This window comes from Streptomyces sp. GQ60 (assembly GCF_059758875.1).
The window spans coordinates 137013-150098 of record NZ_JCAXEG010000003.1 but is presented as its reverse complement, the minus strand read 5'-3'; the positions used below and the strand labels follow the sequence as shown (position 1 = coordinate 150098).

At 72.0% G+C, this 13086-nt stretch carries 10 protein-coding genes; 5 read left to right on the top strand and 5 right to left on the bottom strand.

Features of this window, described 5'->3' with window-relative positions:
• The first annotated feature begins 121 nt into the window (after nt 1–121).
• The 3 genes from AC6CKD_RS09345 (at nt 122) to AC6CKD_RS09335 (ending at nt 4646) form a co-directional block, all read left to right on the top strand.
• The gene (locus tag AC6CKD_RS09345; RefSeq protein ID WP_498326460.1) at nt 122–2065 is read left to right on the top strand and encodes a TerD family protein; all 1944 of its coding nucleotides are present in this window, start codon (nt 122–124) and stop codon (nt 2063–2065) included.
• A 267-nt stretch (nt 2066–2332) separates the two neighbouring features.
• Nucleotides 2333–3325 carry a TerC family protein gene (locus AC6CKD_RS09340; protein ID WP_498326458.1) on the top strand — a complete coding sequence of 331 codons (993 nt, stop codon included), beginning with the start codon at nt 2333–2335 and terminating at the stop codon, nt 3323–3325.
• Nucleotides 3326–3416: 91 nt separating this feature from the next.
• A complete protein-coding gene (locus AC6CKD_RS09335; protein ID WP_498326457.1) occupies nt 3417–4646 on the top strand; it encodes a serine hydrolase domain-containing protein in 1230 nt (409 codons plus the stop codon).
• A gap of 19 nt (nt 4647–4665) precedes the next feature.
• Here the strand turns inward: AC6CKD_RS09335 and AC6CKD_RS09330 are convergent, their stop codons facing one another.
• The 3 genes from AC6CKD_RS09330 to AC6CKD_RS09320 all read right to left on the bottom strand — a co-directional run bounded on the left by AC6CKD_RS09330 (nt 4666) and on the right by AC6CKD_RS09320 (nt 7535).
• Nucleotides 4666–5982, bottom strand: coding sequence for an MFS transporter (locus AC6CKD_RS09330; protein ID WP_498326938.1), 1317 nt, complete (start codon nt 5980–5982; stop codon nt 4666–4668).
• A 197-nt stretch (nt 5983–6179) separates the two neighbouring features.
• Nucleotides 6180–6836 (bottom strand): MBL fold metallo-hydrolase, encoded by a 657-nt coding sequence (locus AC6CKD_RS09325; protein WP_498326455.1) that lies wholly within the window; start codon nt 6834–6836, stop codon nt 6180–6182.
• 9 nt (nt 6837–6845) lie between these two features.
• Nucleotides 6846–7535, bottom strand: coding sequence for a maleylpyruvate isomerase family mycothiol-dependent enzyme (locus tag AC6CKD_RS09320; protein ID WP_498326454.1), 690 nt, complete (start codon nt 7533–7535; stop codon nt 6846–6848).
• Nucleotides 7536–7722: 187 nt separating this feature from the next.
• Here AC6CKD_RS09320 and uvrA point away from each other — a divergent pair, with 187 nt between their 5' ends.
• Nucleotides 7723–10701, top strand: coding sequence for an excinuclease ABC subunit UvrA (gene uvrA, locus AC6CKD_RS09315; protein WP_498326452.1), 2979 nt, complete (start codon nt 7723–7725; stop codon nt 10699–10701).
• Between the two features lie 121 nt (nt 10702–10822).
• Here the strand turns inward: uvrA and AC6CKD_RS09310 are convergent, their stop codons facing one another.
• On the bottom strand, nt 10823–11473 hold the full coding sequence (locus tag AC6CKD_RS09310) for an NAD(P)-dependent oxidoreductase (RefSeq protein ID WP_498326450.1): 651 nt from the start codon (nt 11471–11473) through the stop codon (nt 10823–10825).
• A gap of 99 nt (nt 11474–11572) precedes the next feature.
• Between AC6CKD_RS09310 and AC6CKD_RS09305 the strand changes: the two genes are divergently transcribed.
• Nucleotides 11573–12178: a TetR/AcrR family transcriptional regulator gene (locus tag AC6CKD_RS09305; RefSeq protein ID WP_498326449.1), complete on the top strand. Its 606-nt coding sequence runs from the start codon at nt 11573–11575 to the stop codon at nt 12176–12178.
• Here AC6CKD_RS09305 and AC6CKD_RS09300 read toward each other — a convergent pair.
• Nucleotides 12153–13052 (bottom strand): carbohydrate kinase family protein, encoded by a 900-nt coding sequence (locus AC6CKD_RS09300; protein WP_498326448.1) that lies wholly within the window; start codon nt 13050–13052, stop codon nt 12153–12155. The genes AC6CKD_RS09305 and AC6CKD_RS09300 overlap by 26 nt on opposite strands.
• Between the last annotated feature and the right edge of the window lie 34 nt (nt 13053–13086).

Genomic DNA, 13086 nt, shown 5'->3' with positions numbered 1-13086 from the left:
ACGGCAGCGCAACACAGCAGCACAGCAGCACAGCAGCACAGCAGCACAGCAGCACAGCAGGGCAGGACCGGGCACGATCGAGGGCCCGGCGGAAGAACGGGTACGGGGGAGGGGCTGCACGATGACGGCCGAACTGGTCCGGGGGCAGAACCACCCCCTGTCCCGGAGCCGGGTGGAGGTCCGGGTCTCGGCGGGCACACCCGTGCTCGCCCTGGCCCAGCTCGGCGACGACGCGGGCCGGCTCGCCGGCCCCGGGGCGGTCGCCCACCCGGGCGCCCGCACCCTGCCCGGACTGGAAGTACCCGGTGCCGCCTCCGGGCAGCACCGCATAGCGGTCGACCTCGACGCGGTCGCACCGGCCGTCCACCGGGTCGGCTTCGTCCTGGTCCTGCCGCCCGGCGGCCCGGGGCGCTTCGGCGCGGTCCCCGCCTCCTACGTGTCCGTGGCCGACCCGGAGGGCGCGGAGCTCGCCGGGTACACACTGACCGGATTGGAGTCGGAGACCGCCGTCGTGGCCCTGGAGCTGTACCGGCGCCAGGGCGCCTGGAAGGTGCGCGCCGTCGGCCAGGGGTACGCCGCCGGCCTCGGCGCGCTCCTGACCGACGCCGGGCTGCCCGCCCCGGCCGCGGCCGAACTGGCCGCCGCCGCGCTGGGCGCGGCGCCGACCGGGGACGTCACCCTCGCCGCCCTGCCCGGCGGGCCGGCCCCGACCGTCCCGCGCGGACTCCGGGCCCCGGCCGCGGCCCAGACGCCGGCCCCGGTGCCCCAGGACGTTCCCCCCGCTCCCACACCCCCGCCGCTGCCCCCGGAGCCGGGCACGGACACCTCGGGCGGTCCGGCCACCATCAGCTACGCCCACCCGCGCCGCCGCACCAGCACCGAGTCACCCGAGCCCGGACCGCGCCCGGCCACGCCGCCGCGGCCGGGCGAGGCGCCCCGCCCCGTCGCCGGGGACGCGAGCGGCTGGTCCATGGAGGAGCGGCTCTACAACCAGGTCTGGGGCATGTTCGAGGACCTGGCCCGCGCCGTCGCCGCCTACCGGGGCGCCGTGGAGTTCGCCGACTCCCGGATGGACCGCGAGCTCGACGAGGCGCTGTCCGACCCCCGCCACCGCCTCGGCGGCTCCGGAAACGCCGCCCGGGACACCGCCCGGGCCCGCCGCGAGGAACTGGTCGCGCGGGCGCAGGAGGTGCTCGACCGGGACCTGGTCCAGCTCACCTCCGAGTCCGAGGTGGTCGAGCCCGCGCTGCCCGCCGCGTACGCGCGCTGGGACAACCCGGTCTGGCAGGCGCACTCCGTGCCCGCCGAGGCCCCCCTCGCCCTGCGCCTGGGCGACCTCCACCTGCCCGAGCGGCCGGACCTGCGCATCCCCATGCTGGTCAGGGTCCCGCTGGAGCGCGGCCTGTGGATCGACAACGGCCGCACCGGCTCGGAGTCGGCCATGGCGATGGACACCGACCGGCTGCGCCGGGCCGCCATGGACATGGCCGTCGCGCACGCGGCGCGGATGCTGGCCGCCCACCCCGCCGACCGGTTCGCCGTCCACGTCATCGACGCGGCCGGAGCCGGGGCCGCCTCGCTGGCCCCGCTGGTGCGCGCCGGAGTGCTGGCCGGGGCGCCCGCCGCCGGAGCCGCGGGGGTCACCGAGACCCTGGAGCGGCTGACCCGCCGGGTGGACCTCGTACAGATGGCGGTGCGGGCCGGGGCTCCGGAGGACCTGCCGCCCGATGTGGACACGTCCGACCAGCTCCTGATCGTGCACGACTTCCCGCACGGCTTCGACGACCGGGCCGTCACCCGTTTGCGCTACCTCGCCGACGAGGGCCCGGCGGTCGGCGTGCACCTGCTGATGGTCGCGGACCGTGACGAGGCCTCGGCCTACGGGCCACTGCTGGACCCGCTGTGGCGCTCGCTGATGCGGCTGTCGCCCGTACCGGACAACCACCTCGCCGACCCGTGGGTCCAGCACGCCTGGATCTTCGAGCCGGATCTGCCCCCGCAGGGCAGCCGGGTCCTCGACCAGGCATTGGAGCGGGTCGCGGCGGCCAGGGGCGGCGCCCGGTAGCGGCGGCCGGGCGGTCCGCCGCCCGGCCTCGATGACCGGCTACTGACCAGTTCTTGGGGTCCCCTTTACCTTCGGTGCCCACGGCGGGTACCCTGGTGAGTGCGGAGGGGAGTATTCCTGCTTTCCTGCTACGGCGTGCTCGTCAATACGGACTGCAATCGGTCCCGGGGCGCCGGCCCGCGGCCTCCTGGCCGTCCGGGTGGAAGAGACCTCCGGCAGCGATGACGCTGACAAAGTTCTGAGCCATCTGCCGGAGGCGTGTTAATAGTGGACGTTTCGTTGACCCTCTGGGTGCTGACCATTCTCGGTCTGAGCATCCTCATCGGCGCCGATTTCTTCATCGGCCGCAAGCCGCACGACGTCTCCATGAAGGAAGCGGGCATCTGGACGGTCGTCTGGATCGTCCTCGCGGTGCTCTTCGGCCTCGGCCTTCTGGTGTTCGGAAACGGCCAGGCCTCGCAGGAGTTCTTCGCAGGCTTCATCACCGAGAAGTCCCTGAGCGTGGACAACCTCTTCGTCTTCGTCCTGATCATGGCGAAGTTCGCGGTCCCCTCACAGCTCCAGCAGCGCGTCCTGCTCATCGGCGTGCTCATCGCCCTGGTCCTGCGCGCCATCTTCATCGCCGCCGGCGCCGCGATCATCACCAACTTCTCGTGGGTCTTCTACATCTTCGGCGCGTTCCTCATCTACACCGCGTGGAAGCTGATCCAGGAAGCCCGCAAGGACGAGGACGACGAGGAGTTCGAGGAGAACCGCCTCCTGAAGTCCATCGAGAAGAAGTTCGGCGTCGCCGACCGCTACCACGGCACCAAGCTCTTCATCCAGAACAACGGCAAGCGCGTCCTGACCCCGCTGATGGTCGTCATGCTCGCCATCGGCACCACCGACGTGCTGTTCGCCCTGGACTCGATCCCCGCGATCTTCGGCCTCACCCAGGACCCGTACATCGTCTTCACGGCCAACGCCTTCGCGCTGATGGGTCTGCGCCAGCTGTACTTCCTCATCGGCGGCCTGCTGAAGAAGCTGGTCCACCTCAGCTACGGCCTCTCCGTCATCCTCGGGTTCATCGGCATCAAGCTCGTGCTGCACGCTCTCCACGAGTCGGGCCTGCACGTCCCGCAGATCTCCATCCCGGTCTCCCTGGGCGTCATCTGCGGTGTCCTGGTGATCACCACGATCACCAGCCTGATCGCCTCGAAGAAGCAGGCCGAAGCCGACGCCGCCGAGGCGGCCGCCGGCCCGGAGCGCATCGACGCCTGATCCTGTGCCACCCCGGTCGCCGCGCGACCGGGGTGCCCCGGGCCTAGGCTGAGGATGTTGCCTTGGCCGTCGTACGACAGGAGGCCCTGCGATGAGGCCGACCCGTATGCGCATGCGCAGGGCCTGTGTGGCCGTCTCGGCCGCAGGCGCACTCTTGGTCCCGGCTGCCGCGGGTACCGCGTACGGGGCCACCGCCCCGGCGCGTTCCGTGTCCGCCGCGCCGTCCCCGGACGGCGACACGGAGTTCCCGCAGCTCACCCCGGCCGTCACGGCCCGACTGGACGCGGCCGTGCGCCAGGTGATGGAGCAGGCCGAGGTGCCGGGCGTGACCGTCGGTCTGTGGGCCCCCGGCAAGGGAAGCTACGTGAAGTCCTTCGGCGTGGCCGACACGGCGACCGGCGCGCCCATGACGCCCGATCTCGGGGTCCGCATCGGCAGCGAGACCAAGACGTTCACGGTCACCGCCCTCCTCCAGCTCGTGGACCAGGGCAAGCTCGCCCTGGACGACCCGATCGGCAAGTACATCAGCGGCGTCCCGAACGGGGACCGCATCACCCTGCGCGAGTTGGCGGGCATGCGCAGCGGGCTCTTCAACTACAGCGAAGACCCGGGGTTCGGCAAGGACCTCACCGGCACCTCCACCTTCACGCCGCAGCAGCTGCTCGACATCTCCTTCAAACACCCGGTGAACTTCGCGCCGGGCGCGAAGTTCGAGTACTCCAACACCAACCTGATCCTGCTCGGCCTGCTCGTGGAGAAGATCACCGGCCGGCCGCTCCACGACGTCATCGGGCAGGACGTCGTGAAGCCCGCCGGGCTGAGCAGCCGCACGCTCTTCCCCGTCGGCAAGGAGTTCCCCGAGCCGCACGCGCACGGCTACACCAACGACCTGCCCGGCGGGAAGATCGTGGACGCGACCGACTTCGACCCGTCCTGGGCCTGGGCCGCCGGAGCGATGGTCTCCGACCTGGAGGACCTGCGCAGCTGGGCGAAGACCCTCGCCACCGGCACCCTGCTGACCCCCGCGACCCAGGCCGAGCGGCTGAAGACCCAGCCGATCGGCATCATCCCCGGCGCCGGCTACGGGCTCGGCATCTTCAACGTCCAGGGCTGGATCGGCCACAACGGCTCGCTGCCCGGATACGAGACGCTGACCGTCTACCTGCCGGAGGAGCAGGCCACCATGGTCGTCGTCCTGAACACCGACGACCTGTACGAGGGCCAGGAGCCCAGCACCCTCTTCGGGGAGGCGGTCACCAGCATCGTGACCCCCGACCACGTGTACCCGGGCCACAAGCCGACCGTTCCCCAGAAGGACTGACCGGATCCGGGCCCCGCGGCTACACGGGGGCGGCCGCTTCGGCCGCCCCCTTCTCCGTCTCCGCGTCCGCTCCCGTCCGCTGCCGCACGACCACCGGGTTGGTCTCCGGCAGCAGCGCGAAGCAGGCCAGCGAGACCAGGGCGATCGCCGTCAGGTACACGGCTACGGCCCACGGCGGGCCGGAGCCGTCCGCCAGGGCGGTGGCCACGATCGGGGTCAGCGCACCGCCCAGCACCCCGCCGAGGTTGTAGCCGACGGCCGCGCCCGTGCAGCGGATCCGCGGGGCGTACAGCTCGGGCAGGTACGCGCCCACCACCGCGAACATCGTCACCATGCCGAGCAGGGCGCCGAGCAGGCCCACCGTCATCAGCAAGGGGTCCGCGGTGCGCAGCAGGGCGACGAAGGGGAACATCCACAGCGCGGACGCCGTGCAGCCCGCCAGGCACAGCGGGCGCCGGCCGTAGCGGTCGCCGAGCACCGCGATCACCGGGGTGGCCGCCCCCTTCAGCGCGACGGCCACCATGATGCAGGCCAGCATCACGGAGCGGTGCACGCCGAGGTGCTCGGTGGCGTACGCGAGGGACCAGGTGGTGGCCGCGTAGAAGACGGCGTAGCCCACGGCCAGGGCCCCGCCGGTGAGCAGGAGCAGGCGCCAGTGGCCCCGTAGGACCTCGGCCAGCGGGGCGTCGGCCCGGTGGCCGGTCTCGGCCAGCGCGCGGAACTGCGGGGTCTCCTCCACCGAGCGGCGCAGCCACAGCCCGGTCAGGGCCAGCAGCCCCGCCACCCAGAACGGCACCCGCCAGCCCCAGGCGGCGAACTGCCCGTCGGACAGCGTGCTCGACAGGGTCAGCATCAGGCCATTGGCCAGCAGGAATCCCACCGCAGGACCCATCTGCGGGAAGCTCGACCACAGCCCGCGCCGCCCCTCGGGGGCGTGCTCCGAGGTCAGCAGGACCGCGCCGCCCCACTCCCCGCCGAGGCCGAGGCCCTGGAGGAAGCGCAGCAGGACCAGCAGGATCGGCGCGGCCATCCCGATGGAGGCGTACGAGGGCACGCAGCCCACCGCCACCGTGGCCAGGCCGGTGAGCAGCAGGGAGGCGAGCAGGACCGGGCGGCGGCCGTACCGGTCGCCGATGTGGCCGAAGAGAGCGGAGCCGAGGGGGCGGGCGAGGAAGCCGACGCCGAAGGTGCCGAAGGCGGCGAGGGTCCCGGCGAGCGGGGAGAAGGAGGGGAAGAAGAGCGGGCCGAGCACCAGGGCGGCGGCCGTGCCGTAGACGAAGAAGTCGTAGAACTCGATGGCGGTGCCGACGAGGGAGGCCGAGGCGAGCCGGAGCATCGAGGGGGAGGAGGGGGATGGCGCGGCGGCCGGGACGGGCTTGGCCCGGGGGAGGGGAGCGGGGGAGGGGTGGTCCTGTTGCATGGTGCAGCAATTACCCCGCCCCGCCCCCTCAGGACGTGCGTTCGGCCATCAATGACCGGAAGGGAGTGCGGTCCGGCGCGAGGTTGACGGGCCGGTGCCCTCTCCGCCGCCGGCTACCAGCCGCGCTCGCGCCATTCGGCCAGGTGGGGGCGCTCGGCGCCGAGCGTGGTGTCGTTGCCGTGGCCGGGGTAGACCCAGGTCTCGTCGGGCAGCCGTTCGAAGAGCTTGTGCTCCACGTCGTCGACGAGCTGGGCGAAGGCCTTCGGGTCGCCCCACGTGTTGCCGACGCCGCCCGGGAAGAGGCAGTCTCCGGTGAACACGTGCGGGTGGCCGTGCGGGTCGTCGTAGACCAGCGCGATCGAGCCGGGGGTGTGGCCGACCAGGTGGCGGGCGGTCAGCGTGACCCGTCCGACCGTGATCGTGTCCCCGTCCTCGACGGGCACGTCGGTCGGGACCGGAATGCCCTCCGCGTCGTAGCGGCCCGCGTACGTCCGGGCGCCGGTCGCCTTGACCACCTCGGCCAGCGCGCCCCAGTGGTCGCCGTGCTGGTGGGTGGTGACCACGGAGGCGATGCCGCCGCCGCCGATGAGGCCGATCAGGGTCTGCGGCTCCGCGGCCGCGTCGATCAGCAGCTGCTCGTCGGTGGCCCGGCAGCGCAACAGGTAGGCGTTGTTGTTCATCGGGCCCACCGCGACCTTGGAAATCATCAGGTCCGAGAGTTCGTGCACGTCGGCCGGACCGCCGACCTTGACCGCTCCGCTGTACGTCATGAACCGATCCTAGAGCGGAGGGAGGGCCGGCAGGGGGCCGCCCTCGGTGGTCAGCGAGGCTCCCTTGTCCCCGCGGCCGGCCAGCCAGCCCAGGAGGGCGGCGGCGGTGCCGGTGACGGTGACGGCCGGGTCGCCTTCCGAGCCGGTCCGCCAGTGGCGCCCGTCGGTGGCGGACAGGGCGGTGGGCGGTACCTCCGGGCGGCCCGACCAGCGGTCCGCCAGGAACTCGATCTCCCGGCCGGTGAACTCCGCGGGGAGGTCGGAGAGCTCGTAGCCGATGTCGAGGTCGACGTGGTGCAGCTCGACCTCGATCAGGCGCCGGAAGGGCACCCGGGCCGCGGTGTCGGTGACCCCGTTGCGCAGTTCCACGGTGCGGGCCCAGTCCTGCGGGCGTTCGGCGACGGCCTGCCAGCGGTCCGCGGAATTCCGGAGGTCTTCGAGCTGTTCCAGCAGAGGACGCCCCGCATCACGCTCGATGTCGGACTCCCGGGAGGTGGCGCTCTCGTACATCGGGCGACCTTCGAAGACCTCGACCAGGGCGTCCGCGTTCCGGGCGAGGTGCGCCAGGACGTGACCGCGGCTCCAGCCGGGGAGGCGTGACTCTTCGGACAGGGACGCGTTGTCCAGCTTCGCGGCCGCGGTCAGCAGCCGATCGGTGGCCTCACGTACGGAGCGCAGATCGTGCGCATGATCCATCATGCGGCCGAGCCTAGTGGTCGAGCGGCCCTCGCCACACGATCGGGTGAAGAGGGCTGCGGAGTGCCGGAAATCGAATGCACGTGCTATACGCTCGGAGTCCAGTCTCCCACTCCACCGCAGAGGCGCCCCCCAATACCCTGGGACGGGGGCCAGTGCCCCCGCTCTCTCAAGAAAGGTGCGGACCGGCGTGACCGACCGTCTCATCGTTCGTGGCGCTCGCGAGCACAACCTCAAGAACGTTTCTCTTGACCTGCCGCGCGACTCGCTCATCGTCTTCACCGGACTCTCCGGGTCGGGCAAGTCCTCCCTGGCCTTCGACACGATCTTCGCCGAGGGGCAGCGCCGCTACGTCGAGTCGCTGTCCTCGTACGCCCGCCAGTTCCTCGGGCAGATGGACAAGCCCGACGTCGACTTCATCGAGGGCCTCTCCCCGGCCGTCTCCATCGACCAGAAGTCCACCTCGCGCAACCCGCGCTCCACCGTCGGCACCATCACCGAGGTCTACGACTACCTCCGCCTGCTCTTCGCGCGCATCGGCAAGCCCCACTGCCCCGAGTGCCGCCGGCCGATCTCGCGGCAGTCGCCGCAGGCGATCGTCGACAAGGTGCTCGCGCTGCCGGAGGGCAGCCGCTTCCAAGTGCTCTCGCCGCTGGTGCGCGAGCGCAAGGGCGAGTTCGTCGACCTCTTCGCCGACCTCCAGACCAAGGGCTACAGCCGGGCCAGGGTGGACGGGGAGACGATCCAGCTCTCCGAACCGCCCACGCTGAAGAAGCAGGAGAAGCACACCATCGAGGTGGTCATCGACCGCCTCACCGTCAAGGACGGCGCCAAGCGCCGGCTGACGGACTCCGTGGAGACCGCCCTCGGGCTGTCGGGCGGCATGGTGATCCTCGACTTCGTCGACCTCGCCGCTGACGACCCCGAGCGTGAGCGGATGTACTCCGAGCACCTCTACTGCCCGTACGACGACCTGTCCTTCGAGGAGCTGGAGCCGCGCTCCTTCTCCTTCAACTCGCCCTTCGGCGCCTGCCCCGAATGCACGGGCATCGGTACGCGCATGGAGGTGGACCCGGAGCTGATCGTCCCGGACGAGGACAAGTCCCTGGACGAGGGCGCGGTCTCGCCGTGGTCGCTCGGCCACACCAAGGACTACTTCCAGCGGCTCGTCGGCGCCCTCGCCGCGGAGCTCGGCTTCCGCACCGACATCGCCTGGGCCGGGCTGCCGCTGCGGGCGAAGAAGGCCCTGCTGTACGGCCACAAGACGCAGATCGAGGTCCGCTACCGCAACCGGTACGGGCGCGAGCGGGCCTACACCACGGCATTCGAGGGCGCGGTGCCGTTCGTGAAGCGGCGGCACTCGGAATCCGAGAGCGACGCGAGCCGCGAGCGCTTCGAGGGCTACATGCGCGAAGTGCCGTGTCCCACCTGCCAGGGCACCCGGCTCAAGCCGATCGTGCTCGCGGTGACGGTGATGGACCGCTCGATCGCGGACGTCGCCGCGATGTCGATCAGCGAGTGCGCGGACTTCCTCGGGCGGCTGAAGCTCGACGCCCGCGACAAGAAGATCGCCGAGCGGGTCCTCAAGGAGGTCAACGAGCGGCTCCGCTTCCTCGTCGACGTCGGCCTGGACTACCTCTCGCTCAACCGCGCCGCCGGCACCCTCTCGGGCGGCGAGGCCCAGCGCATCCGCCTCGCCACGCAGATCGGCTCCGGGCTGGTGGGCGTGCTGTACGTCCTGGACGAACCGTCCATCGGCCTGCACCAGCGGGACAACCACCGGCTGATCGAGACCCTGGTCCGGCTGCGGGACATGGGCAACACGCTCATCGTCGTCGAGCACGACGAGGACACCATCAAGGTGGCCGACTGGGTCGTGGACATCGGCCCGGGCGCCGGCGAGCACGGCGGCAAGGTGGTGCACAGCGGGTCGCTGAAGGAGCTGCTGAAGAACCCCGAGTCGATCACCGGCCAGTACCTGTCCGGCAAGCGGTCCATCCCGCTCCCCGACGTACGCCGTCCCGTGGACCCGGCGCGCAAGCTCACGGTCCACGGCGCCAAGGAGAACAACCTCCGGGACATCGACGTGTCCTTCCCGCTGGGCGTGCTCACGGCGGTGACGGGCGTATCGGGCTCCGGCAAGTCGACGCTGGTCAACGACATCCTGTACACGCACCTCGCCCGCGAGCTCAACGGCGCGCGTTCGGTGCCGGGACGGCACACGCGGGTGGACGGCGACGACCTCGTCGACAAGGTCGTGCACGTGGACCAGTCGCCGATCGGCCGGACCCCGCGCTCCAACCCGGCCACGTACACCGGTGTCTTCGACCACGTCCGCAAGCTCTTCGCGGAGACGATGGAGGCGAAGGTGCGCGGCTATCTGCCGGGCCGCTTCTCCTTCAACGTGAAGGGCGGCCGCTGCGAGAACTGCTCCGGCGACGGCACGATCAAGATCGAGATGAACTTCCTGCCGGACGTGTACGTCCCGTGCGAGGTCTGCCACGGCGACCGGTACAACCGGGAGACCCTGGAGGTCCACTACAAGGGCAAGTCCATCGCAGAGGTCCTGAACATGCCGATCGAGGAGGCCGCCGGGTTCTTCGAGGCGGTCCCGACGATCTCGCGGCACCTGAAGACGCTGAACGAGGTGGGGCTCGGGTACGTCCGGCTCGGCCAGTCCGCGCCGACCCTCTCGGGCGGCGAGGCGCAGCGCGTGAAGCTGGCCTCGGAACTCCAGAAGCGGTCGACGGGGCGGACGGTGTACGTCCTGGACGAGCCGACCACGGGTCTGCACTTCGAGGACATCTCGAAGCTGATCAAGGTGTTGTCGGGACTGGTGGACAAGGGCAACACGGTGATCGTCATCGAGCACAACCTCGATGTCGTCAAGACCGCGGACTGGGTCGTGGACATGGGCCCCGAGGGCGGATACGGAGGCGGCCTCGTCGTCGCCGAGGGCACGCCGGAACAGATCGCCTCGGTGGGTGCGAGCCACACGGGCAAGTTCCTGCGGGACATCCTGGGCGCGGACCGGGTCTCCGACGCGGAGACGGCCGCCGGGCCGGCGAAGAAGAAGGCGGCGCCGCGGAAGAGGGCGGCGGCTGCCCCGGCCAAGAAGGCGGCGGCCCCGGCTCCCGCGAAGAAGGCCGCGCGGACCCGCAAGGCGTGACCCCCCTCCGGCGGGGCCGGATCCAAGCCGATGTCGGCCAGGATCCAGCCCCGCCGGGGTTTGGGGCACGGGGTTCGAGGCGGCGCCCCGGGAGGCCGGGCGTCGCACCTCCGACCGAGGGCTACGCGGCGACGCCGATGGCGTGGCCCGACGTAGAAGGGTCGGACAGGGTGGTGAGGAGGGCGTCCGCGACGTCCGCCCGGGCGATCACCTTGCCGCCCGGAACGTTGGCGTCGACCGCCCGCCGGTACGTCCCCGTGAACGGCCGGTTCAGCAGCCGCGGCGGCCGGATCACCGTCCACTGCGTACGGCTCGCGGCGATCGCCGCCTCCATGACCGCGAGGTCCGCGTACAGGTCCCGCAGCGCCCTGCGCAGCAGCGGGTAGACCAGGACCCGGGTGAGCGCCCCGTCCTCCGGGGCGAGCGGACCCACCGGCGCCGCACTGACCGCCGACAGGCGGCTCACCCCCGCCCGGTCCATCGCGGAGACGATCGACCGCAGGGCAGGACCCGCCACCGGCGTGAGCCTGGCCTGTTTGTTGCTCGTCGGGCCGAGCGCGGAGACCACCGCCTCCTGCCCCTCCAGCACCGGCACGAGCGCGTCCTCGTCGGACAGGTCCCGTACCACCTCCACGCGCAGCCGTTCGTGCGCCGGTACGTTCAGCCGCGCCGGGTCGCGGACGACCGCCGTCACCTCGTGACCCGCTTCGAGTGCCTGCCGGACCACTTCGTGGCCGACCCCGCCCGTGGCTCCGAACACCGTGAGTTTCATCCTGGCTCCCACATTCACGTGACGCATGACGTGTGACGCATGACCGAGACGAGGGGTGAGTGAGTGCTCACTCACCCCCCCTTCCGTTATGGTGAGTGAATGCTCACCCCAAAGTCAAGCCGGTCCACTCCGGAACGCCTGCTCGATGCGGCCGAAACCCTGATGCGCACCACCGGTCTGGCCAACGCCACCACCAAGGCCATCGCCCGGGAGGCCGGCTGCTCCGAGGCCGCGCTCTACAAGTACTTCGCGAACAAGGAAGAACTGTTCGTCCGCGTGCTGATGGAGCGCCGCCCCAACGCCGGCGCGATGATGGCGGCGCTGGCCACCGACCCGGGGGACCAGCCGGTGGAGGAGAGGCTGACCGAGATCGCCCGGTACGCCTCGCTCTTCTACGCCGAAGCCATGCCCCTGGCCGGATCGCTCTTCGCCGATCCCGTCCTGCTGGCCCGCCACCGCGAGGGCGTACGGAGCATCGGCGCGGGTCCGCACGTGGTGCTGGAGGCCCTCACCGGCCATCTGTCCCGCGAGCTCGAACGGGGCCGGCTGCGCCCCGGCGCCGACCCGGCGGCCGCCGCCGCCCTGCTGCTCGGCGCCTGCTTCCAGCGGGCCTTCTTCCTGCACTTCTCCGGGCCCGACACGGTCGGGCCGGTAGAGGAGTTCGCCCCCGCGGTGGCCGCTACGGTGTGGGCCGCGCTCCGCTGAGCTCGGAGGCGTACGGAGGCTCCGCGCCGGCACGGGTGCACGTCAGCGCGGCCGCCGCGGCGGCGTAGGACAGCACCTCGGGCCAGTCCACCGGCCCCGGGCCGCCCGCACCGGCCGCGAGCCGCTGCAGCAGGGCCGCGTTCACGGTGTCGCCCGCACCGATGGTGTCCACCACCGGGACCCGGCGTGCGGGCACCGAATGCTCCGCTCCCTCCCGCGTCCACACCGTCAGGCCGCCGGCGCCCCGGGTGAGCACCACCGCCGCGGGCCCGGCCGCCAGCCAGTCGCCGGCGCGGCCGCCCAGCCACGCCGCGTCCTCCTCCGACAGCTTCAGCACGCCGACGTGCGGCAGCCAGGACAGGAAGCGCGCCCGGTAGGCCGCCGGGTCGGCGATCAGCGCCGGGCGGATGTTGGGGTCGAGCAGGGTCAGCAGCCCGCGCCCGGACTCCCGGCGCAGCAGGGTCTCGTAGGCGCCGGCCCCCGGCTCCAGCACCAGCGAGCAGGTGCCGAGCGCCAGGGCCCGTGCCCCCTCGGGGAGCGCGGGCGGCAGCCGGAACAGCCGGTCGGCCGTGCCCTCGACGTAGAAGCCGTACGCCGCCGAGCCGTCCGGGGCCAGCGAGGCCACGGCCAGCGTCGTCGGCTCCGGTCCGCGCTGAACCAGGGAGAGGTCCACCCCGGCGGCGCGCAGTCCGTCGAGCAGCGAGACGCCGAAGCCGTCCGTCGAGATCCGGGAGCAGAAGGCGGTCCGCACGCCGAGCCGGCCCAGCGCGACCGCCGTGTTGTACGGTCCACCGCCCGGCCGCGGCAGCAGGGCGCCCGGCGGCCGTGCGACGGGCACCAGGTCGATCAGGGCTTCTCCACCGACGACGATCACGCGGGGGAAGGTATCCCATCGGGCGCGGGTATCG